Source organism: Arsenicicoccus dermatophilus (assembly GCF_046267915.1).
In the GTDB taxonomy this organism is placed as follows: domain Bacteria; phylum Actinomycetota; class Actinomycetes; order Actinomycetales; family Dermatophilaceae; genus Arsenicicoccus; species Arsenicicoccus dermatophilus_A.
On the sequence record NZ_CP176520.1, the window covers coordinates 1,279,390 to 1,301,839 of the forward strand.

Consider the following 22,450-nt stretch of genomic DNA (forward strand, 5'->3'; position numbering starts at 1 on the left):
CGTGGCTGTCCCGAAGCGGAAGATGTCGCGCTCCAACACGCGCTCGCGTCGCGCCAACTGGCGCACCACCGCCACCCCCCTCACCACGTGCCCCCAGTGCCGCTCGATGAAGCAGCCCCATGTGGCCTGTCCGTCCTGCGGCACCTACAACGGCCGGCACTACGCGGTCGCGGAGCGCACCGAGCTCCAGGGCTGAGCCGGGTCACCGAGCGCATGAGCACCACGCCTCGCGCCGGGACCGGTTCCGACGGCACGCCGCAGCGGCCCGTCGGCGCCCTCGTCGACCACCTCGAGCAGGTGGTCGGAGAGCGCGTCGACGAGCCGCTGCTCGTGCGTGCCCTGACCCACCGGTCCTACGCCTACGAGCACGGCGGCCTCCCGCACAACGAGCGCCTGGAGTTCCTGGGTGACGCGGTGCTGGGGCTCGTCGTCACCGACACCCTGTACCGTGCGCACCCCGACGAGGCCGAGGGCCAGCTGGCCAAGCTACGCGCCGCGGTCGTCAACATGCGGGCGCTCGCCGGCGTGGCGCGCGGCCTCGACCTCGGCGCCTATCTCCTGCTCGGACGCGGGGAGGAGAGCACCGGGGGCCGGGACAAGACCTCGATCCTGGCCGACACCACGGAGGCCGTCATCGGTGCGGTCTACCTCTCCTGCGGGACGCGCCAGGCGGAGGCCCTCGTCCACCACCTGCTCGATCCCCTCATGGCCTCCAGCGCCCGCCTCGGCGCCGCGCTGGACTGGAAGACCTCCCTGCAGGAGATGACGTCGGCCCTCGGCATCGGTGTGCCGGAGTATGCGCTGACCGACGAGGGGCCCGACCACCTCAAGGTGTTCACCGCCCGTGCCGTCGTCGGCGAGGAAACCCTCGGCGAGGGCGTGGGCCGGTCCAAGAAGGAGGCCGAGCAGAAGGCCGCCGAGATCGCCTGGACCGCCCTCAGTGCCCGCGCCGTCCGGCGCGGGCGAGGAGACGGCAACACCTCTCCCCAGCTCGACCAGGTGACGACCACCGACGCCGACGGCACGCCGTCCGGCGAGGTCCCCGACCGCGGCTGACCCCGTGCCCGAGCTGCCCGAGGTCGAGGTCGTCCGACGCGGACTCGCGGACCACGTCGTCGGACACACCCTGCGCGCGGTCGAGCTGCGCGGGGCTCGGGTCGCGCGCCGCCATGCGCCCGGCCCGCGGGACCTGGAGGACCGGCTCACCGGGCAAGGGGTCCTCGCCGCCGACCGCCGCGGCAAGTACCTCTGGCTGGTCGTGGGCGCCGGTGACCCCGTGCCCGAGCCCGCCGGGGCGCTCGTCATACACCTGGGGATGAGCGGGCAGCTGCTCGTGGAGCCCGCCGACGCGCCGCCCGAGAAGCACCTGCACGCGACCTTCGACCTCGGGGGTGGTCGCCAGCTGCGGTTCGTCGACCAGCGGACCTTCGGCGGTCTGGCGTGGGCGGACCTGGTGCCCGACCCGGCCAGGAGCCCCACGGCGGTGCCCGGGCCGGACGGCGCGCCGACGGGGCCGATCCATCCGCACGGGGTGCCGGGCTCGGTCGTCCACGTCGCTCCGGACCCCTTGGAGGGGGCCTACCACCAGGGGGAGGTCGTGCGCCGGCTGAAGGCCCGCCACGTCCCGGTCAAGCGCGCCCTGCTCGACCAGAGGATCGTCAGCGGGATCGGCAACATCTATGCCGACGAGGCGCTGTGGCGCGCGGAGGTCCACGGCATGCGGCTCACGTCCGCGCAGAGCAAGCCCGCCCTGGGACGGATCCTGGACCACGCCGCGACGGTGATGCGCGAGGCCCTGGCGCAGGGCGGCACGAGCTTCGACGCGTTGTACGTCAACGTGAACGGGGCGAGCGGCTACTTCGACCGGTCGCTGGCGGCCTACGGCCAGCAGGGGCGGCCCTGCCGACGGTGCGGCACCCTGATCCGCCGCGAGCCCTTCATGAACCGCTCCAGCCACTACTGCCCGACGTGCCAGACCCGACCGCGCGGCGGAGGGACTTTGTGAGATCGATGATCGCGCGAGAGGTGGTGGTCGCGCGGAGTTCATGCAGGGTTCAACGCGTGGGTCCTGGGGGTTGAAGGTGCAGGAGTTGGCTGGGGGCGCTGACCGGGACCGCCCCCGGCGACCCACCCCGCCCGTGCGGACGGGATGGTCCTGACACCACTGGAGGACACACCCTCATGGGTCACCACCACTCGCACGACCACGACCACTCGCACCCCCACACGCACAGCCACGACCACGACCTGCCGGTCGCCCCGGCCGAGGACCTGCGCGTCCCCGACACCGAGCTGGCGCCCGCCGACCTGGGCCGCCGCAACTTCCTGCGCGCCGCGGGGGTCCTCGGCGCCGGCGTGGCCGCCGCGGGCTTCGTCACCGAGAACGGCACCGGCACCGCAGCGGCCGCCGCGCACGAGCTGTGGCACCTCGGGCGTCCGCACGGCAAGGGCCAGCACTGGCTCGCCGGTGACCACCACATCCACACGCAGTTCTCCTCCGACGGCAAGTACCGCGTGATCGACCACGTGCAGCACGCCTCGGCATACGGCCTGGACTGGATGGTCATCACCGACCACGGCTCGGAGCAGCACGCCAAGATCGGTGTCGACAAGGTCAACCCGCTCATCAAGGCGGCCCGCCAGGAGTTCGACGACATGCTCGTCTTCCAGGGCCTGGAGTGGAACATCCCGGCAGCGGAGCACGGCACGGTCTTCGTCCACCCCGGCGCCAACGAGGTGGCGGTCCTCAAGGCCTTCGAGAACACCTTCGACGGTGCGGTCAAGAAGGCCACCGGCTCGACCCCCGCCAACGAGGCCCTGGCGCTGCAGGGCCTGGCCTACCTCGCCTCCGCGGTCGGCTCCCACCAGGTGCGCGACGCCCTGATGATCGCCAACCACCCCGCCCGCAAGGGTCTGGACAGCCCCCATGAGATCCGCGGCTGGCGCGATGCCCCCGGCCGGATCGCGGTCGGCATGGAGGGTGCGCCCGGGCACCAGGCCGCCGGGCTGCCCAAGCCGCTCGGGCCCGGCTCGGCTCGTGGCTACTACGACAACGCGCCGGGCAAGGACTCCTTCGCGGCCTACCCGCTGGAGTCCTACCGCACCTACGGCGGCTTCGACTGGATGACCGCCACCGTCGGCGGCCTCTGGGACAGCCTGCTCGCCGAGGGCAAGCCGTGGTGGATCACCGCCAACTCCGACAGCCACAGCATCTACCTCGACTCCGCGGTGCGCGGCGGTCCGGACGGCGACTTCGCCAAGCAGGGCTACTATGCCGACCCGGTCGTCGGCAAGCAGCCGGACACCGAGAGCGGCGACTACTGGCCCGGTTACTACAGCCGCACCCACGTCGGCGCGGACCGCCGCGACTACGCCTCGGTCATGCGGGGCCTGCGCGACGGGCGGGTCTGGGTCGACCACGGCCGTCTCGTCAAGGACCTCGACGTCCGCGTCGCCGTCGACGGACACCAGGTGGGCCTCGGCGGTGTCATCACGGCCCGCCGCGGCGCCCGCGTCGACCTCTTCGTGCGCGTCCAGCAGCAGAACCTGCCGAGCTGGGGCGGTCTGCTGCCGCACGTCGCCAAGGTCGACCTGATCTCGGGCCCGGTCACCGGCCCCGCCAAGGACCGTGACTCCTTCGTCGCGCCGGACACCAAGGTCGCGCGCAGCTGGGACGTGTCCACCACGGCCGCCGGCCAGTGGGCCGTGCTGACCTGGACCACCACGGTGGGCGACCAGGGGCTCTACGTCCGCCTGCGCGGCTCCGACGGCAAGCGGGTCGCTCCCGGTCTGCGGGGGGCGGCCGTGGACCCGGCCGGACCCGCCCTCGACGTCGTCGGCGACGCCGACCCGTGGAACGACCTGTGGTTCTACACGAACCCGATCTGGGTCCTGCCGCGCGCGTGAGCGCGACGGACCCGACGGTCGGGCTCGACCCCGCCAGCGCGCCGGCGGTGGTCGGGCTCGACCCCGCCAGCGCGCCGGCGGTGGTCGGGCTCGACCCCGTGGTGGCCTCGGTGCGCGAGGCGGACCACCTCGCCGAGCTCCTGGCCGAGCGGCTCGACGCACTGCTCGGTGACCCCGCGCAGGCGGCGGTCGTGTCCACGCACCCGGTCCGGGGGCCCGTTCCGCACGTGGCGCTGGGCGTCCGGCTGGACCCGCCGATCGGCATGCTGCTGCCGGACCTGCTGGACGCCCTCGCCGAGACCCTGCTCCCGCACTGCGGCGCCGAGGGGGCTGGGGAGATCGGCGTGGCGTGCGGGCCGCACCGCCGGGGGCTCGCGGCGCTCGCGTCCTGGGCCGCGGCGGTCGAGGAGGAGAGCCGCCGTGGGATGGGCGGCCGGGCCGTGGTGTATCCCGGGCGTGCCGCACTGGTGGGGACGCTGGCGGTGCGGGACCTGGTGCGGCTCAGCGCGATCGACGAGGTCGTCGGGTTGGCAGGCAGCGCCGTGGGGTCGCAGGACCAGGTGCGGACCCGGGACTTCGTCCGGCCGGTATGGCGCGACGGGCGGCTCCTGCTCCCCGTGCAGCCGGCCGACGGCGGGATGCTCGTGCCCTACGAGACCCCCAGCCCGACGCCCTGCTGCGCCGACCACTGACGTCCTGCCGGGGGCGGTCGGATCCGCCGGGCCTGGTCGCCCAGGCGGGTCCGACCGCCCCCGGCAGGTCTCAGGCCTGCAGCCAGCGGCGGAAGGCATCCTCGGACCGGGGGCGTGCGAGCAGGGTCTCGACCAGCTCGGCGGCGGGTCGGTGGCCGCCCCGCTCGAGGACCCGCTCGCGGTACCGCCGGGCCGGCCCGGTCGCCATCAGGTCCTGCCGGTCGAAGCAGCTGAACATGTCCTCGGCGATCACCAGCGACCACATGTAGGTGTAGTAGCCCGACGAGTACCCGTTGAGGTGACCGAAGCTCGTGTGGAAGTGCGTGTCCGCAGGGTGGGCCACCAGGTCGTAGCGCGCGGTGAGCTCGTCCTTCTGGGCGTCCAGGTCGTCCGCCGGCCGGGCGTGCATCCAGTAGGACATGGCGGCCAGGCTCATCTGCCGGCACACGTGCAGGCCACGACCGAGGCCGTCGGCGTCGTGCATCCGCTCCACGAGCTCGCGCGGGATCGGCCTGCCTTCGTCGTCGGTGGCGAAGGTCGCGAGCACGTCCGGTTCCCAGGCCCAGTGCTCGAGCATCTGCGAGGGGGCCTCCACGAAGTCCCACTCGGTGGCCACCCCGGAGTGCCGGGCGAAGGGGCCGCGGCCGCCGAGGACGTGGTGCACGAGGTGCCCGAACTCGTGGAACAAGGTGGTCACCTGGGAGTGCTCGAGGTAGCCCTTGCTGAAGTTGCAGGCCAGGGCACCCTGGGCCAGGGCGCCGCCGCGGACCCCCGCCACCATCTCGAACATCGCGGCGTGGCCGAACTTGCCCTCCCGCGGGTGCAGGTCGAGGTAGATCCGTCCGATCAGGTCGCCGTCGACGTGCGCGTCGTACGTCAGCACCTCCTCGTGCCAGACCGGGGCGTCGGGCACCGGCGTCCAGTCGATGCCGAGCAGCCGGCTCGTGACGTCCAGGACGCCCGCGAGGGCCTTGTCGAAGGCGAGGTAGGAGCGCACCTCCTGCGCGTCGACGGCGTGCAACTCATGGGACAGCACCTGGGTGTAGTAGAGCGTGTCGGCCGTGGTGAGCCCGTCGGCGTGGGGCTCGTCCTGGCGCAGCCGCGTCAGCAGCTGCTCGCGATCGGCGAGGGCCCGGTCCTGGGCGAGCGCGCTGATCCGGTCGATGAACTCGGGGATAGCGTCGCCGCGCCCGATCATCTTGACCTCGGCGTCGTATGACGGCCAGTCCGCGTAGCCCAGCGTGCGCGCCAGCTCGTCCCGGGTGGACAGCAGGTCCGCCAGGGTGCGCTGGTTGTCGGGCCACCCGCGGCGCATCCAGGCCTGGGTGATGGCGGTGCGGGCGCCTCGGTCGCGGGCGAAGGTCCGCACGGGGACCAGGTCCGGGTAGTCCGTCGTCAGGGTGATCAGCCCGTCGGCGTCGGGGGTGTGCGCCTCGATCCAGTCCTGGGGCAGACCCTCGAGCTGGTCGGGACGCACCCGCACGGTGCGCACGTCGTCGCGGACCGTGCGGTCGAAGTCCTGCCCCAGCTCCACGGCCCGGCGGGCGAGCTCCTTGACCCGCTCGCGGGTCCGGTCGTCCCGGTCGACCGCGGCGCGGCGGAACTCGCGCAGCGCCCGGTCGAGCAGCACCTGCCGGTCCCCGTCCAGCCCCTCGCGGTCCAGTCCCCCGAGCAGGGCGTAGATCTCGCGGTCCTGACCGATCTCGGTGTCCAGCGCCACGACCCGGGCGGCGGCCTCCTCGCAGCGGGCCCGGACCTCGGGGTCGGGGTGGACGTTGACGAAGAGCTCGGCGGGGGCGGCGGCACCCCGCAGGTGCCCCCCGATCTCGTCCCAGAGACGCAGCACCCGGTCGCGGGCCGCGGTGTCGCCGGGGGCGGGAACGGGCAGGGCACGCAGCTCCTCATGCAGTCGGGCGGCGTCGGCGAGACGGCCGTCGAGGAGATCTCGCACCCAGTCGGGCCAGGCGGTGGCGTCGGCGGGCAGGGCGAGGAGGGCGGAGGCGGCGATCACCCGCTCAGCCTAACGGCGGGGTCGGGCCCGCCGTCGAGCGGTGAGGCTCCGGGAGGACTGCCGTCGAGGCCGGGCGGGCACCTATGCTCGGCGCATGACCGAGGAGACGGTGCGCACGACCTACTTCGTGCGAGGGCGGGTGCAGGGTGTGGGTTTCCGGTGGTGGACCCGCTCGCAGGCGCTGGAGCTCGGGCTCGTCGGGCACGCCCGCAACATAGACGACGGGCGCGTGGAGGTCGTCGCCCAGGGCCCGACCGACGCGGTCGCCGAGCTGGGGCGCCGGTTGTCACCGACCGCGGCGGTGGACCCCTCCGGCGCTCGCCGCCGCCCCGGACGGGTGGAGTCCTGCGTGGCGCTGCCCGGTCGGGTGCGCCCGGACGTGACGGGCTTCGTCGAGAAGTAGTCGACGGTCCGCCCGATCCCGCATCACGAGCCCGGCCGGGGACCGTCGGCATACCCCCCTGGTGGTATGCCGAGGTGCCCCGAGCAGGCGCTCGAGCCTGGCTGCCTCACGATGAGTTTATTTGTCATATAAAGAATTTGATGCCGCTAGGCTGGTCAGGTGACAGCGACTGACCTGGTCGAGGCCGTGCTGGCCTCGGAGCGTGCCCTCTCTCCCCGGACGACGATCCTGCGGGACCCCCATGCCGTCGGCAAGGCCCTCCTCGCCCTGGACGAGCCAGGCTGGACCCCCACCACCACGAGCTCGTCCGCCACCCGGGTGGAGCTCACGCCGATCGTCTCCGGCGAGGACTGGGCGGGCTACCTCGAGCGCCGCACGGGGGTGGAGGTCGAGCTGGGCACGGCGCAGCACCAGGTCTTCTCGATGGTCGGCGTGCTCCACGAGCGCTGCACGCGACTGGGCCTGCGGATGTACTTCGCCACGGCCGGCAGCACCCGGGTGGGAGCGGTCGGGATCTTTCGCGTGACGGAGCAGGGGGTGACCTGTGCCCGGCTCCAGGAGGTCGACATCTTCCCCGGGCACCGCGGCAAGGGGTATGGCGACCTGCTCATGGCGGGGGTGACCGCCCAGCTGCGTCAGGACGGGGTCGACACCGTGGTCGTCGGCGCCGACGAGGACGACTGGCCGGTCACGTGGTACGAGCGGCACGGCTTCCGACGCGTCGCTCGGGTGGCGCTCACCCGTTGAGGCCGAGGGGTGACCTGGCTCCGGTGCGGCTCCCGCCGCCGAGCCGCGGCCGGGTACCCCGGTGACCGACGGGGGATGGCGACCTGCGACATACTCACTCACCCAGCGTCACACGTCTGACTGGATCGGGCCGCTAGGGTGACCGCGTGTACGTCAAGCAGCTGACGATGAAGGGCTTCAAGTCCTTCGCGTCCGCGACGACCTTCCGGCTGGAGCCGGGGATCACCTGCGTCGTCGGTCCCAACGGCTCCGGCAAGTCGAACGTCGTCGACGCGCTGGCCTGGGTGATGGGGGAGCAGGGCGCCAAGACGCTGCGCGGCGGCAAGATGGAGGACGTCATCTTCGCGGGCACCGCCGGGCGTCCGCCGCTGGGGCGCGCCGAGGTCAGCCTCACCATCGACAACTCCGACGGTGCCCTGCCGATCGACTACACCGAGGTGACCATCCGTCGGACGATGTTCCGCAACGGCGGGTCCGACTACGCCATCAACGGCACCCCCTGTCGGTTGCTCGACATCCAGGAGCTGTTGTCCGACAGCGGCATCGGCCGGGAGATGCACGTCATCGTCGGCCAGGGGCAGCTGGACGCGGTGCTGCGCGCGACCCCGGAGGAGCGACGCGGGTTCGTCGAGGAGGCAGCCGGCGTCCTCAAGCACCGCAAGCGCAAGGAACGCGCGCTGCGCAAGCTCGACCAGATGCAGGGCAACCTCCAGCGGGTGCAGGACCTCACGGGTGAGATCCGCCGTCAGCTGGGGCCGCTCGGGCGCCAGGCCGAGACGGCCCGCCGCGCCGCGACCATCCAGGCGGACGCCCGGGACGCCCGGCTGCGGCTCCTGGCGGACGATCTCGTGCAGCTGACCAGCACCCTGGAGCAGGAGGTCGCCGACGAGACGGCGCTGCTGCGGCGGCGGGCCGAGGTCGAGGAGGCGCTGCGGGTGGCGCAGGCCGAGCTGGCGACCCTCGAGGCGGGGGTCGCCGAGCTGGCGCCGCAGGTCGCCCGGGCGCAGCAGGAGTGGTTCGAGCTCAGCTCCTGGCGTGACCGGATCGGTGGGACCGGGCAGCTCGCGGCCGAGCGCGCCCGGCTGCTCGCCGACGACCCCCACCAGGCGGCCCCGGCCGGACGGGACCCGGACCTGCTCCGCGCCGAGGCGGCCGCCGCACGTGCCACGGAGCAGGCCCTGGCCGCCGAGGTCACCCAGGCCGAGGCCGACCTCGACGAGATCGTCGCCCGCAGGGCCGAGCTGGAGCAGCAGCACGCCCAGGAGGTGGATCGGCTCGCCCGGCTCGCGCGGGCCGCGGCCGACCGCCGTGAGGGGCTCGCGCGCCTGCAGGGGCAGGTCGCCGCCCGGCGGTCCCGGATCGAGGCGGCCGAGGGCGAGCTGTCGCGCCTGGACGAGGCCGTCGCCGCCTCGCGGGCGCGCGCGGAGGAGGCTGACGGGCAGTTCCGGGCCCTGGAGGTCTCCATCGCCGACGCGGAGGCGGGCGAGGAGGACCTCGACGAGGCCTACGAGCAGGCGCAGTCCTTGCGCGAGGCGGCCCAGGCCGAGGTGCGCCGGCTGCAGGAGCAGGCCCGGGCCGCCACCCAGGAGCGGGCGGCCCAGCAGGCACGCCTGGGCGCTCTGGAGCTGGGGCTGCGGCGCAAGGACGGCGCCGGCTCCCTCCTCGACGGTATGCCGGACGGGGTCCTGGGGCCGCTCGCGTCCCTGGTCACGGTCCGGGCCGGCCGGGAGGCCCAGGTCGCCGCGGCCCTGGGCTGGGCGTCCGACGCCGTGGCCGTCGCGGGTCGGCCGCAGGCGGTGGCGGCGCTCGCGCGGCTGCGCTCCCAGGACGCCGGCCAGGTCACCCTGCTCGTCGCGGACGCGGACGCGCGGACGAGCGTCGAGGCGGGCGTCGCCGCCGGCGCCGTGAGCGGGCCGGCCTCGGGCTCCGGCACGGCCGTGGCCGACCGACCGGTGCTGCCGCCCGACGTGGAGTGGGCCGCGGACTGCGTGGAGCGGGCCCCCGTCGAGCTGCGGCCCGCCCTCGACCGCCTGCTCGACCGGGTGGCCCTGCTCCCGGACGGCGCCCCTGACGCCCTCGTCGCGCAAGTCCTCGCACGGGACGTCACGGCGGTCACCGCAGCGGGCGACGTGCACGGGCCGGGCTGGGCACGAGGGGGATCCGGCAGCGCCCCCAGCCAGCTGGAGATCCAGGCCGCCGTCGACGAGGCCCGGACCGCCGTGGCCGCCGCGACGGCCGCGGGGGAGCGGTCGGCCTTCGCGCTCCAGGGGGCGACCGCCCGGCTGGAGCAGGCCGGCGTGGCCGCGGACGCCGCGCTGGACCGGCTCAACGACAACGACGCCCAGCTCGCCGCGGTCGCCGAGCGGCTCGGCTCGCTGGCGGCCACCGCCCGCGGCGCCCGGGCCGAGGCGGAGCGCACCGCCCGCCGCGGCGGCGAGCTGCGGGCCGGCATCGAGCGGGACCGGACCGAGCTGGCGGCGCTGGAGCAGCGGCTCGCCGACGCGCGCACCACCGCGGCCGAGGACGAGGCCGGGCCGAGCACGCGGGAGCGGGACCGGCTCGCCGCCGAGGCCCAGGCCGCCCGCGGCCAGGAGACCGAGCTGCGGCTGACCCTGCGCACCACCGAGGAGCGGGTCCGGGCCCACGGCGGGCGCGCCGCCGGCCTGGAGCGGGCGGCCGTCCAGGAGGAGCTCTCCCGCCGCCAGGCCGCCGAGCGCCTGGCCCGACGCCGCCGGGAGGCCGACGCCGCGTGCGCGGTCCGCGCGGGGGCGGAGCGGGCCGTGGCGGTCCTCGAGGGGCTCGTCGTCGCCGCGGCCGGTCGACGGCAGCAGGCGGAGCGGGCCAAGGCCGAGCGGGAGAGCGGGCTGGTCGCCGTACGCGCGGACGTCACCCGCCTCGCGGACGAGCTGCGCGTCCTCACCGACTCGGTGCACCGCGACGAGATGGCCCGGGCTCAGCAGCGGCTGCGGATCGAGCAGCTGGAGAGCAAGGCGCTGGAGGAGCTGGGCGTCGACCCTGCGGTCCTCGTGGAGGAGTACGGTCCGCACCAGCCGATCCCGGTGCTCGAGCCGCCCGCCGAGGGCGCCGACGACGGCGCACCCACCCAGACCCGCACCGTGGCGTTCGTCCGGGAGGAGCAGGCGAAGCGGTTGCGCAAGGCCGAGCGAGGGCTCGCGGCCCTGGGCCGGGTGAATCCCCTGGCGCTGGAGGAGTTCGCGGCCCTGGAGGAGCGGCACACCTTCCTGACCGAGCAGCTGGACGACCTGCGCCGCTCCCGACGCGACCTGCTCGACATCGTCAAGGAGGTCGACGAGCGGGTGGAGCGGGTCTTCGCCGAGGCCTTCGCCGACACCGCGCGGGAGTTCGTCGGGGTCTTCGCGCGGCTGTTCCCCGGCGGAGAGGGCCGCCTGCTGCTGACCGACCCGCAGGACATGCTCACGACCGGCATCGAGGTCGAGGCCCGTCCGCCGGGCAAGAAGATCAAGCGGCTGTCCCTGCTGTCCGGCGGCGAGCGCTCGCTGGTGGCGGTGGCCCTGCTCGTCGCCATCTTCAAGGCCCGGCCGAGCCCCTTCTACATCATGGACGAGGTGGAGGCGGCGCTGGACGACGCCAACCTCGGCCGGTTGATCGCGATCTTCGAGGAGCTGCGGGACTCCTCCCAGCTGATCGTCATCACCCACCAGAAGCGCACCATGCAGGTGGCCGATGCCCTGTATGGCGTGACCATGCGTGGCGACGGAGTCACGACCGTGGTGTCGCAGCGCATCCGGGATCTGGCCGATCGTGACGTCGTGCCTGGTGACGACCTGGTAGAGGAAGTGAATGAGGCACACCCGGTCGGAGCAATCTGATCACAGTCCTGTCGCGACAGCCCGGATCCCATAGGTCGCGGGCGACCCAACCGTCACACTGGACCCATGGTCGTCGTCATCCTCGGAATGCTCCTTGCCCTGTCCCTCGCCATCGTCATCCTCGCCCTGGTGGCCATCCCGGCCGCGCAGGACGGTGCCCTCGCCCTGACCGCCCAGGGCCAGGAGATCGCCCGCCCCGCGACCACCGTCTCCTGCCCCTCGGGCTCCGGCCGGGAGGCGATCGGCGCCAGCGCCTGACGTCCCGCCGGGCCGCGAGCCCGGCTCCCCAGCGACGCCGCCGAGCGGCCCTCCTGCCCGTCCGGGTGGAGGGCCGCTCGGTTCGTCCTGCCCCGCTCCCCCCGATCGCAGGGTCCCGGCCCGGCCGCGCGAGGTGTGCCCGGCCCCGAGGTTTGCGAGGATGGCGACGTGCACACCCTCCAGGACTATCTGCTGCTGATCGTCGGCATCCTCGTCCTCTCCGCCGTCGCCGTCGTCGGACTCGTCCGCGGCCGGGGCGGGCGGACGAAGGAAGCCCCGAAGCCACCTGCTTCCGCCCGTCCGGCGCCACGTCGGGACGCACCCGCCCCGACGTGGGGCGACGTGCTGGAGCCCAAGGCGCCCAAGGACGCGCCGGCGCTGGGCGCCTCCGTCGGCACCGCGCCTGCCGGCGCCGCCCCCGACCTCGACGAGCCGGCGCAGGGCGGAGCCACCCGGGCGACCGCCACCGACGCCGTGCCCGACGTGGACCCCGCGGGGCTGCGTCGCAGCACCGCCCTCACCGCGCCCGGTGACCCGGCCGTCGCCGTCACCCCCGAGGCCGAGGGTCTGGACGTGGGCACCTCCCGTCCGGAGTCGGCGCGCGGACGGCTCTACAAGCTCCGCAGCCGCCTGGCCCGGTCCAACACGGCCTTCGGCCGCGCGCTGCTGAACCTCCTGGCGAGCGGACGGCTCGACGAGGAGGCCTGGGAGGAGGTCGAGGACACGCTCCTCGCGTCCGACCTCGGCGTGCAAGCCACCACCGAGCTGGTCGCCCAGCTGCGCACCCACGTCAAGGTCGACGGCACCACGAGCGAGGCCGAGGCCCGTGAGTGGCTGCGCTCGGACCTGCTCACCCTCGTCGACCCCACCATGGACCGCCGCATCGCCTCCACCCGACGCGGCGACCGCCCGGCGGTGATCATGGTCGTGGGCGTCAACGGCACCGGCAAGACCACCACCGTCGGCAAGCTGGCCCGGGTCCTCGTCGCGGAGGACCGCGAGGTGATCCTCGGTGCGGCCGACACCTTCCGCGCCGCGGCCGCCGACCAGCTCCAGACCTGGGGGGAGCGCGTCGGCGTGGCCACCGTGCGCTCGGACCGGGACGGGGCCGACCCCGCCGCCGTGGCCTTCGACGCGGTCAAGGCCGGCATCGAGCAGGAGGCCGACGTGGTCATCCTCGACACCGCCGGTCGGCTGCACAACAAGGTGGGCCTGATGGACGAGCTCGGCAAGATCAAGCGCGTGGTCGAGAAGACCTCCGAGGTCGACGAGGTCATCCTCGTCCTGGACGCCACCACCGGTCAGAACGGTCTGCGTCAGGCCGAGGCCTTCGCCCAGCAGGTCGCCATCACCGGCATCGCCCTCACCAAGCTCGACGGCACCGCCAAGGGCGGCATCGTCGTGGCCATCCAGCGCACCCTCGGCGTGCCGGTCAAGCTCGTGGGGCTCGGCGAGGGACCCGACGACCTGGCGCCCTTCGACCCGGTGGCGTTCGTCGACGCCATCGTCGAGTGAGGCCACCGCGCTGATGGTGTCCGAGCACCCCGAGCCCGCCGCCCGCCAGGGCGGCGGGCTCGCGGCCTACGTCACGGGCCGCAGGCCCACCGCCGCCGAGCTGGAGCAGGCCCGGGGGAGAGTCATCACCGACCTGATGCCGGAGCGCCTGGCGCTGCTGGTCGTCGGCATCAACCCCTCGCTGTGGTCCGCCGCCGTGGACGCCCACTACGCCCGACCGGGCAACAGGTTCTGGCCGGCGCTGCACCGGGCCGGGCTGGCCCGGCACGTCATCGACGTCAGCTGCGGGATGCGCGCCGAGGACCGGGCGCTGGTCGAGGAGCGCGGCATCGGCATGACGAACCTCGTGCCGCGCGCCACGGCCCGGGCCGACGAGCTGGCCCCCGAGGAGCTGCGCGCCGGGGTCGAGCGCCTCGCCGCCCTCGTCGACGAGCGACACCCGCGCGTGGTGGCCTTCGCCGGGATCTCCACCTATCGCATCGCCTTCGGCGTCAAGCAGGTCGTGCGCGGCCGGCAGCCGCAGCCCTGGCACGGCGCGATCGTGCACGTGGTCCCCAACCCGAGCGGGCTCAACGCGCACGACGACGTGGACTCCATCGGCCTGGCGCTGCGGGCGGCGGCGGCGGACGCCGGGCTCGTGCCCCCGATGGGCGGCCACCTGGGCGGTGTCACGCGGAGTTAACCTGCGGCGGCCTCGGTTCACGTCGCGGAAATATCGCCGAGCGGCGCGCCGAAACACCCCCGCGGCAGGGTGGAGACATGCACACAACCAACACCGGCGACACCGCCTGGTTCCTCGTCAGTGCCGCCCTGGTGCTGCTGATGACCCCCGGTCTCGCCCTCTTCTACGGCGGCATGGTGCGCTCCAGGAGCGTGCTCAACATGATGATGATGAGCTTCGCGTCGATGGGGATCGTGGGCGTGCTGTGGGTCCTCGTCGGCTACTCGATGGCCTTCGGCGACTCGATGGGCGGGCTCGTCGGCAACCCGGTGGAGCTCGCCGGGCTCGACCACGTGCTCAGCCCCACCTCGGTCGTGGGGACCGTTCCGGCCACCGTCTTCGCGGGTTTCCAGGGCGCCTTCGCCGTCATCGCGGTCGCCCTGATCTCCGGTGCGATCGCCGACCGCGCGAGGTTCAGCGCCTGGTGCGTGTTCACGGCGTCGTGGGCGCTCCTGGTGTACTTCCCGGTGGCCCACTGGGTGTTCTCGCTCGACGGCGTGGTCTCCCCGCACGGAGGCTGGATCGTCAACGGCCTCAAGGCGGTCGACTTCGCCGGGGGCACCGCGATCCACATCGACGCCGGCGCGGCGGCCCTCGCCCTGGCGCTGGTGCTCGGCAGGCGCCGCGGTTTCGGCACCGACCCGATGCGGCCGCACAACCTGACCCTGGTCATGCTGGGCACCGGGCTGCTGTGGTTCGGCTGGTTCGGCTTCGACGCCGGGTCCGCGCTCGGCGCCGGTCCGCTCGCCGGGATCGCCTGGATCAACACCCTGGGCGCGGCCGCCGCGGGGATGTGCGGCTGGTTGCTCACCGAGCGGCTGCGCGACGGGCACGCCACGTCCCTCGGCGCCGCCTCCGGGGTCGTCGCGGGCCTGGTCGCCATCACCCCCGCCTGCGCCGCGGTCAGCCCGGTCGGCGGCATCGTCATCGGTGCGGTGGCGGGGGCGGTGTGCGCCTGCGCGGTCGGCCTGAAGTTCCGGATCGGCCTCGACGACTCGCTGGACGTCGTCGGCGTGCACCTGGTCGGCGGACTGACCGGTACCCTCGCGGTCGGCGTCCTCGCCACCCGCTCGGTCCCGGCGGGCACCGTGGCCGGCCTGGCGTACGGCGGTGGACCGGACCAGCTGTGGCGCCAGGCCGCCGGCGCGCTCGCGGTCCTCGGCTACTCCTTCGTGGTCTCCTGGGTCCTCGGGACGGTCGTCGACCGCACCATGGGCTTCCGGGTCACCGACGAGGAGGAGCTGCAGGGCGTGGACACGACCGAGCACGCCGAGACCGGCTACGACCTGACCCCCGTCGGCACCGGTCGCCGCCCCGCGGCGGCCGAGGCGCGCGACGGGGACGGACCGTGTCGGGGGCACGAGGGTCAGCCGGTAACCTTGTCCGGTGTTCACCAGCCTGTCTGACCGTCTGACCGACACCTTCAAGCACCTGCGCTCCAAGGGGCGCATCACCGAGAAGGACGTCAACTCCACGGTCCGCGACATCCGGGTCGCCCTGCTCGACGCCGACGTGGCGCTGCCCGTCGTGCGTCACTTCACCGCGGCCGTGCGCGAGCGGGCGCTCGGGGCGGAGGTGCACGAGGCGCTCAACCCCGCCCAGCAGGTCGTCAAGATCGTCAACGACGAGCTGGTCGAGATCCTCGGCGGCCAGACCCGGCGGATCGAGTTCGCCAAGCAGCCACCGACGGTCATCATGCTGGCCGGTCTGCAGGGTGCGGGCAAGACCACGCTCGCGGGCAAGCTGGCCTACTGGCTCAAGGAGCAGGGGCACACCCCGATGCTCGTCGCGGCCGACCTCCAGCGCCCCAACGCCGTCACCCAGCTGCAGGTGGTCGGCGAGCGTGCCGGCGTCCCCGTCTACGCCCCCGAGCGCGGCAACGTGTCGGGCTACGACGCGGCGATCGAGACCGGCTCGGGCACCCGCGGCTACGGCGACCCGATCGCCGTGGCCCGCGACGGCGTCACCGAGGCCCGCCGTCAGCAGCGCGACGTGGTCATCGTGGACACCGCCGGACGCCTGGCGATCGACGAGGTGCTGATGAAGCAGGCCGCGGACATCCGGGCCGCCATCGACCCCGACGAGGTCCTCTTCGTCATCGACGCGATGATCGGCCAGGCCGCCGTCGAGACGGCCGACGCCTTCCAGCGGGGCGTCAACTTCACCGGCGTGGTCCTGTCCAAGCTCGACGGCGACGCCCGTGGCGGTGCCGCGCTGTCGGTGGCCCACACGACCGGCAAGCCGATCATGTTCGCCTCCACCGGCGAGGGCGTGAAGGACTTCGAGGTCTTCCACCCCGACCGGATGGCCAGCCGCATCCTGGACATGGGTGACGTGCTCACCCTGATCGAGCAGGCGGAGAAGGCCTTCGACCGTCGCCAGGCCGACGAGATGGCCCGGAAGTTCCTGGCGGAGGAGGACTTCACCTTCGACGACTTCCTGCAGCAGATGTCCGCCATCAAGCGGATGGGCAACCTCAAGTCGATGCTCGGGATGATGCCGGGCATGAACCAGATGCGCGACGCCATCAATGCGCTGGACGAGCGGGAGTTCGACCGGGTCGAGGCAATCGTGCGGTCCATGACGCCCTTCGAGCGGACCCACCCCAAGCAGATCAACGGCTCCCGCCGCTCGCGCATCGCCAAGGGCTCCGGCGTCACCGTCTCCGAGGTCAACCAGCTGCTCGAGCGCTTCGGCGAGGCGCAGAAGATGATGCGCCAGCTGCGCCGCGGCGGCGGTATGCCGGGGATGCCCGGAGCCCCCGGCGGCAAGAAGGCCAAGCAGCAGCCCGCCCGCAAGAAGGCCAAGTCGGGCAACCCCGCCAAGCGCGCGGAGCAGGAGCGGGCCGCGGCCGAGAAGGCCAGGGCCGCCAAGGAGAACGCCTTCGGCTCGGCCTTCGGCGAGGGCGCGATGCCCGACCCCTCCGAGCTCGACCTGTCCCAGCTGCCCAAGGGCTTCGGCGGCATGCTGGGCAAGTGAGCCCTCGACCGACCCAGCAGGTATGACGAGAGGCCCGGTGCACCCGGGCCTGTCGTCATACCTGCGCCTGCGGAGCGGAGATGGTCCCGGCCACGGTCAGCCGAGGCGCGGCTTGTAGATCGGGGAGCTGACTGCGGTGCGCAGCCCGCGGAGCGCCTCGGCCGAGCTCGCCACCCGCCAGTCGCGCTCCTTGTCGACGTCGAAGACGACCACGGCCTGGACGTTGCGGTAGCCGGTGCGCAGGTGCGCGAAGGTGTCCTGCCACCACAGGCCCTTGGTCTGCCCGGCCGGTGCGGTCGCCCGCACCGCCGAGACCCCCGCGCTGGCGGGGTCGGCCGACGATATCTCGCACAGCCACACGGGCTTGGTGGGGGCGAGCCCGACCAGGCGGGCGTACTGCGCGGCGTACACGTCGTCGAAGGCGCGCCAGCCGAGGTCGGTGGTGGCCGTGGTGCCCCAGTTGTAGCCGTCCAGGCCCAGGACGTCGACGACGTCGTCGCCGGGGTAGAACGCGCGCACGTCGCTGGTGCCGGCGTAGGTGTCGGTGGTGGGGTTGAACGCCCAGCGCACGTTGGTGGCTCCCTCGTGGCGGAAGATGTCGACCGCGCGCCGCCAGGCGGCCCGGAACTGCTCGGGGGATCCTCCGGCGGGCTTGGGGGTGCCGGTGGTGACCTGGTGGGCCACCCAGTCGGCGTTCATCTCGGCCCAGGGGCGCAGCACGACGGGGCGTCCGTAGGCACGCAGCGTGCGGGCCTTGTCGCGCAGCACGGCGTCGCCCTGGCCGGACGCCCACCAGGCATAGCTGCCGTAGTCCTCCAGCGACCACGCCACGAGCAGCGTCCGGCGCATCCCGAGGGTCCGATCTGCGGGGTATGGCCACCAGGCGTCGTCACCTTTGCCGCGGAAGACGCTCGCGACGGCCAGGGGCCGCCCGAGGGCGGAGGCTGTCCGGTCCAGCACCGTGGGGTCCTTGTCCATGCCCTGGCTGTAGGCGCCCAGGACGAGCGGGACCGAGGAGTCGGCCAGGGTGCGGGGAGCGGTGCTGGGCCGGGGGGCGGGGGAGACGGCGTCCGAGCTGCCCGCGGTGGCGGTCATCGCGGCAGCTCCGAGGGCGAGGGACAGGAGGGCACGGCGGGGGAGGCGCATCGCCCGACAGTACGAAGCGTAATCATCAACTACTTTCTGTATCTAGCCAAGTCTGCCCGGACGGACCAACGGCCGGTCCCGCAGCTGCGGGACCGGCCGTCGGCGCTGGTCTGGTGACGCCGGGAGCGCCCAGGATCAGGCGTTCTCGGAGATCATGGCGGCGCGGGCGCGGGCCGACCGCGTGCGGTAAACCGGCATCATGCGCTTGACCGCGGAGGCCGCGGCCACGAGAGCGAAGGCGCCCATCGCGTAGTAGAGGTTCTCGAACCCGGCGTAGGTCAGTCCACCGGTCACGCCGGCGGCGAAGACCGGAGCGGGGTTGTTGTACATGTCACCATGTCCTTTCGGTTCCGATGAGCGCGTCGGCGTAGGCCTTCGCGTGGGTGGCTTGCAGGAAGAAGTCGAACGGGAGCTCGTACATCGTGGCGCTGAGCGCCATCTGCTTGATCCCCTTGTCCCGGATCGTCACGAACCGCTCCAGGCAGAAGATCCCGGTCACCGCCGCCCAGAGTGGCTGAAGGGTGAAGTGACCGAGCGCGAGGGTGAGGGCGAGGTCCGACAGGTAGAGGATCGTGACCAGGACGCCCAGCATGGTGAGCAGCTGCCGGCCCCAGTAGGGGCGGGTGACGGCGGTGAGGCCGTACTGCACGCAGTTCTCGACGGCGCCGCGCTTCCAGCGCAGCCGCTGCTGCCACAGCTCGCGCCAGGTCGGCATCGCCTCGGTGGTGAGCAGGCAGTTCGGGGGCGCCAGGAGCTCGTAGCCCAGGTGCATGATGGCGAACGACAGCTCGTTGTCCTCGGTGAGGACCCGGGGGTCGTAGATCCCGCCCTTGCCGTCGCCTGCGGGGAGTCGGCCGTCGAGCCGAGCCCGGCTGAGGTCCTGCAGCATGGTGGCCCGGAACATCGCCGCGGTGCCGGTGACCACGAGGCACTTGCCGTCGAGGCGTCGCACGTCGCGGGCGTAGCGGGCGTACTCGTTGTCCTGCAGGTGCCGCAGGAAGCGTGAGTTGAGGTTCCAGGCCTGACGCTGCCAGCGCTCGGTCGACGGCTCGCGGCGTCGGGTGCGCTCCCGCTGGAGGGCGGGCTGCGCGCGAAAGGTGCCGCCCACGGCGCCGAGGTGGTCGTGACGGGTGAGGTAGCGGGCGGCGTTGGCGAGGAAGTGCCGCTCCAGCGCCGAGTCCGCGTCCTGCACGAAGATCAGGTCCGACTCGCCCAGCGTCGGCAGCAGGGTGTCGAGGACCTGGTTGAGAGCCCCGGCCTTCTTGTCGGTGTTGCCGACGGTCTCGACGACCGTGACGCCCATCCCGCGGGCGATCTCCACCGTGCGGTCGCTGCAGTTGTCGGCGATCACCGTCACGGACCACGGCTGGTAGGTCTGCTCCCGCAGGGCCTGCAGGGTCTGGGCGATCCCCGCCTCCTCGTCGTGCGCCGGCACCAGGACATGGACGCGGCCGTAGGCGGGCTCGGGGGGCAGGGGGTTCGGGGTCGCGGCGCCGGCCGGCTCAAGGCCGAGGACGTCGAAGGGCGTCGGCACGAAGGTGGCGGGCATGGTGGGCTCCGGGAAGCGGGGAAGGGTCGGGCGGTGGCGACCCTGTCGATGACCGGGGCTGTCGGCCCCTCCTGTCACAACCAGCAAACGGGTCGTCACTGCGCCTTGGTGCGCGTCCGGCGCCGGGTTTACCGCATCGGCCTGTGACTACTTCGATGAGTGATATGTCAGCATCTCACCGTAATGACTGCTGTGCGTAAAAGCATACGGAAAGTGACTACACGCCACTGGGCTGGAACGTGATTCACGACCGCCCTTCCTAACGGTTCCGCCGCTAGGGTCGCCACCATGAGCGCCGCAGCCCTGCACCTGTCCGGTCCGGTCCTCGTGGGCCCCGAGGAGGTCCGCGACGAGCTGTGGGTGGTGGACGGTCGGGTGACCTTCGAGCGACCGGCCGGCGACGTCGAGACCATCGCCGGCTGGGTGCTGCCCGGGCTGGTCGACGCCCACTGCCACGTCGGGCTGGACGCCCACGGCGAGGTGGACGCCGAGACCGCCGAGCGGCAGATCCTGGGGGACCGCGCCGCCGGGACCCTGCTGATCCGGGACGCGGGCTCGCCCGCCGACACCCGCTGGATCGATGACCGTGCGGACCTGCCGGTCGTGATCCGGGCCGGGCGACACATCGCGCGCACCCGTCGCTACCTGCGGGGGTATGCCGACGAGGTGGAGCCGGACCTGCTCGTCGCGGCCGTCCGCGAGCAGGCGGCGCGCGGCGACGGGTGGGTCAAGCTCGTCGGCGACTGGATCGACCGCGACACCGGTGATCTGGCGCCCTGCTGGCCGGAGGAGGTCGTCACCGCCGCCATCGCCGCCGCGCACGAGGCCGGAGCCAGGGTCACCGCCCACTGCTTCGGCGAGGAGGTCCTGCCGCAGCTGGCGCGCGCCGGCATCGACTGCGTCGAGCACGCCACCGGGCTGCGCGGCTCGGTCGTGGACGACTACGCGCGTCAGGGGATCGCGATCGTCCCGACCCTGGTCAACATCGCGACCTTCCCGCAGATCGCCGAGCCGGCCCGGACGAAGTTCCCGGCCTACCACCGGCACATGCTGGACCTGCACGCGGCCCGGCACGAGACGGTCCGGGCCGCGCACGAGGCCGGGGTGCCGGTGTACGTCGGCACCGACGCCGGGGGAGCGCTGCCGCACGGGCTCGTCGGGTCCGAGGCGCGGGAGCTGCGGGCCGCGGGCCTGACGGCGGCGGAGGTGCTGGACGCGGTGAGCTGGGGGGCCCGGCGTTGGCTCGGGCGACCCGGTCTGGAGGAGGGGGCACCCGCCGACCTGTGCGTCTACGCCGCCGATCCGCGGGCGGAGATCGACGTGCTGGCCTTCCCCCGAGCGGTGGTGCTGCGGGGGACGCGCCTGGCGTAGAAATAACTCTGCGTACAAGTTATGTCGACTAAAAATCACGTTGAATTTACTTCTTGACGCCAGACGTGGAGAGGGCCACAGTGGGCCCATGGTCAACGACGACACCCCGGTCCCCGGCCGAGCCCCACGGGGCGCCGGGTCGCCCAGCGCACTGCGAAGGGCCAACTACGAGAGGGTGATCGACACCCTGCGGTTCCGGGGGGCGATGACCCAGGCGGCACTGGCGCGGGCCACCGGCCTGTCGCCCGCCACGGTCTCCAACCTGGTGCGCGCCCTCGGGGACGAGGGGCTGGTGACCACGGACCCGACCACCTCGTCCGGGCGGCGTGCGGTGCGGGTGGCCCTGGCCCGCAAGGAGCTCGCCGTCGCCGTCGGCATCGACGTGGGGCGACGCCACGTGCGCCTGCTCCTCGCCGCCGAGGACGGATCGGTCCTCGGCGAGTCCTACGAGGGCATCGCTGCCGGTCACGGGCCCGAGCGCTGCCTGGTGCTGATGGACTCCATGCTGGACCGCACGCTGGCCGACGCCGGGGTCAGCCGGTCCGAGCTGGTCGGGGCGGGAGTCGGCATCCCCGGACCCATCGACGCGCGGACCGGTGTCGTGGGTCACGCCGCCGTCCTGCCGGAGTGGGTGGGCCTGGAGCTGCGTCCCGCGCTGGCCGAGCGCCTGGCCATGCCGGTCGTCGTCGACAACGACGCCAACCTCGGTGCGCTGGCCGAGCACCGCTGGGGCGACCACTCCGGCGCCGACCACCTGGTGTTCGTCAAGGTGGCGAGTGGTATCGGCGCGGGACTCGTCCTCGGGGGCCAGGTGCACCGCGGGCAGATCGGCATCACCGGCGAGCTCGGGCACCTGCAGGTCCAGCCCTTCGGTCCGGTGTGCCGGTGCGGCAACCGCGGGTGCCTGGAGACCGTCGCCGCCATCCCGACGATGCTCTCCGCGCTGGCCGCCTCCACCGGTCGCACCCCGCGCACCTCCGAGCTGCTGCAGCTCGTGCAGGCGCGCGACCTGGCGGCGCTGCGGGTCCTCGAGGACGCCGGGCTGGCCCTCGGACAGGTCCTCGGCGGACTGTGCAACCTGCTCAACCCCGAGGTCGTCCTGCTCGCCGGGCCGCTCACCGGCGTCGGGGACCTGCTGCTCGCCGCCACCCGCCGCGGGTTGGAGCGCGCGACGCCGCCCGTGGTCGCCGCGTCGACCACGCTGGCCCTGGAGACCCTGGGCGCCCGGGCCGAGGCGATGGGCGCCGCAGGCGCTGCTCACGACGCGGCGCAGGTGCCGCTCCGACACGCGGGGTAGTTGA

At 73.4% G+C, this 22,450-nt stretch carries 19 protein-coding genes; 15 read left to right on the forward strand and 4 right to left on the reverse strand.

The window, feature by feature from the left end; translation table 11 throughout:
• Position 1: 1 nt before the first annotated feature.
• The 5 genes from rpmF to ACK2IS_RS06330 all read left to right on the forward strand — a co-directional run bounded on the left by rpmF (position 2) and on the right by ACK2IS_RS06330 (position 4,598).
• Positions 2-196, forward strand: coding sequence for a 50S ribosomal protein L32 (gene rpmF / locus ACK2IS_RS06310; protein ID WP_241451915.1), 195 nt, complete (start codon positions 2-4; stop codon positions 194-196).
• A gap of 17 nt (positions 197-213) precedes the next feature.
• The gene (rnc, locus tag ACK2IS_RS06315) at positions 214-1,056 is read left to right on the forward strand and encodes a ribonuclease III (protein ID WP_409485292.1); all 843 of its coding nucleotides are present in this window, start codon (positions 214-216) and stop codon (positions 1,054-1,056) included.
• Positions 1,057-1,060: 4 nt separating this feature from the next.
• Complete coding sequence (gene mutM / locus ACK2IS_RS06320) at positions 1,061-2,005, forward strand: bifunctional DNA-formamidopyrimidine glycosylase/DNA-(apurinic or apyrimidinic site) lyase (RefSeq protein ID WP_409485293.1); 945 nt, start codon at positions 1,061-1,063, stop codon at positions 2,003-2,005.
• Positions 2,006-2,181: 176 nt separating this feature from the next.
• On the forward strand, positions 2,182-3,906 hold the full coding sequence (locus tag ACK2IS_RS06325) for a PHP domain-containing protein (protein WP_409485294.1): 1,725 nt from the start codon (positions 2,182-2,184) through the stop codon (positions 3,904-3,906).
• Positions 3,903-4,598, forward strand: coding sequence for a hypothetical protein (locus ACK2IS_RS06330; RefSeq protein ID WP_409485295.1), 696 nt, complete (start codon positions 3,903-3,905; stop codon positions 4,596-4,598). The genes ACK2IS_RS06325 and ACK2IS_RS06330 overlap by 4 nt, the downstream gene beginning before the upstream one ends.
• A gap of 70 nt (positions 4,599-4,668) precedes the next feature.
• Here ACK2IS_RS06330 and ACK2IS_RS06335 read toward each other — a convergent pair whose 3' ends face one another.
• A complete protein-coding gene (locus tag ACK2IS_RS06335; RefSeq protein ID WP_409485296.1) occupies positions 4,669-6,609 on the reverse strand; it encodes a M3 family metallopeptidase in 1,941 nt (646 codons plus the stop codon).
• A 94-nt stretch (positions 6,610-6,703) separates the two neighbouring features.
• Here ACK2IS_RS06335 and ACK2IS_RS06340 point away from each other — a divergent pair, with 94 nt between their 5' ends.
• From ACK2IS_RS06340 to ffh, 8 genes are all read left to right on the forward strand, one after another.
• Positions 6,704-7,012 (forward strand): acylphosphatase, encoded by a 309-nt coding sequence (locus ACK2IS_RS06340; RefSeq protein ID WP_409485297.1) that lies wholly within the window; start codon positions 6,704-6,706, stop codon positions 7,010-7,012.
• A gap of 159 nt (positions 7,013-7,171) precedes the next feature.
• The gene (locus ACK2IS_RS06345; protein ID WP_409485298.1) at positions 7,172-7,759 is read left to right on the forward strand and encodes a GNAT family N-acetyltransferase; all 588 of its coding nucleotides are present in this window, start codon (positions 7,172-7,174) and stop codon (positions 7,757-7,759) included.
• 146 nt (positions 7,760-7,905) lie between these two features.
• Positions 7,906-11,610, forward strand: a complete 3,705-nt coding sequence (gene smc / locus ACK2IS_RS06350) for a chromosome segregation protein SMC (protein WP_409485299.1) — start codon at positions 7,906-7,908, stop codon at positions 11,608-11,610.
• A 66-nt stretch (positions 11,611-11,676) separates the two neighbouring features.
• Positions 11,677-11,868: a hypothetical protein gene (locus ACK2IS_RS06355; protein ID WP_409485300.1), complete on the forward strand. Its 192-nt coding sequence runs from the start codon at positions 11,677-11,679 to the stop codon at positions 11,866-11,868.
• Between the two features lie 168 nt (positions 11,869-12,036).
• Positions 12,037-13,383 (forward strand): signal recognition particle-docking protein FtsY, encoded by a 1,347-nt coding sequence (gene ftsY / locus ACK2IS_RS06360; protein WP_409485301.1) that lies wholly within the window; start codon positions 12,037-12,039, stop codon positions 13,381-13,383.
• A 136-nt stretch (positions 13,384-13,519) separates the two neighbouring features.
• Positions 13,520-14,065, forward strand: coding sequence for a mismatch-specific DNA-glycosylase (locus ACK2IS_RS06365; protein WP_409485642.1), 546 nt, complete (start codon positions 13,520-13,522; stop codon positions 14,063-14,065).
• Between the two features lie 77 nt (positions 14,066-14,142).
• The gene (locus ACK2IS_RS06370; protein ID WP_409485302.1) at positions 14,143-15,510 is read left to right on the forward strand and encodes an ammonium transporter; all 1,368 of its coding nucleotides are present in this window, start codon (positions 14,143-14,145) and stop codon (positions 15,508-15,510) included.
• A complete protein-coding gene (gene ffh / locus ACK2IS_RS06375) occupies positions 15,491-17,083 on the forward strand; it encodes a signal recognition particle protein (RefSeq protein ID WP_409485303.1) in 1,593 nt (530 codons plus the stop codon). The genes ACK2IS_RS06370 and ffh overlap by 20 nt, the downstream gene beginning before the upstream one ends.
• 96 nt (positions 17,084-17,179) lie before the next feature.
• On the opposite strand, the gene ACK2IS_RS06380 is transcribed toward ffh, so the two are convergent.
• From ACK2IS_RS06380 to ACK2IS_RS06390, 3 genes are all read right to left on the reverse strand, one after another.
• A complete protein-coding gene (locus ACK2IS_RS06380; RefSeq protein ID WP_409485304.1) occupies positions 17,180-18,229 on the reverse strand; it encodes a glycoside hydrolase family 26 protein in 1,050 nt (349 codons plus the stop codon).
• Positions 18,230-18,364: 135 nt separating this feature from the next.
• The gene (locus ACK2IS_RS06385) at positions 18,365-18,559 is read right to left on the reverse strand and encodes a hypothetical protein (RefSeq protein WP_409485305.1); all 195 of its coding nucleotides are present in this window, start codon (positions 18,557-18,559) and stop codon (positions 18,365-18,367) included.
• 1 nt (position 18,560) lies between these two features.
• On the reverse strand, positions 18,561-19,778 hold the full coding sequence (locus ACK2IS_RS06390) for a glycosyltransferase family 2 protein (protein ID WP_409485306.1): 1,218 nt from the start codon (positions 19,776-19,778) through the stop codon (positions 18,561-18,563).
• A 288-nt stretch (positions 19,779-20,066) separates the two neighbouring features.
• Between ACK2IS_RS06390 and ACK2IS_RS06395 the strand changes: the two genes are divergently transcribed.
• Both ACK2IS_RS06395 and ACK2IS_RS06400 read left to right on the forward strand, forming a co-directional pair.
• A complete protein-coding gene (locus ACK2IS_RS06395; protein WP_409485307.1) occupies positions 20,067-21,149 on the forward strand; it encodes an amidohydrolase family protein in 1,083 nt (360 codons plus the stop codon).
• Positions 21,150-21,237: 88 nt separating this feature from the next.
• Positions 21,238-22,446 (forward strand): ROK family protein, encoded by a 1,209-nt coding sequence (locus ACK2IS_RS06400; protein ID WP_409485308.1) that lies wholly within the window; start codon positions 21,238-21,240, stop codon positions 22,444-22,446.
• The last annotated feature ends 4 nt before the right edge of the window (positions 22,447-22,450 follow it).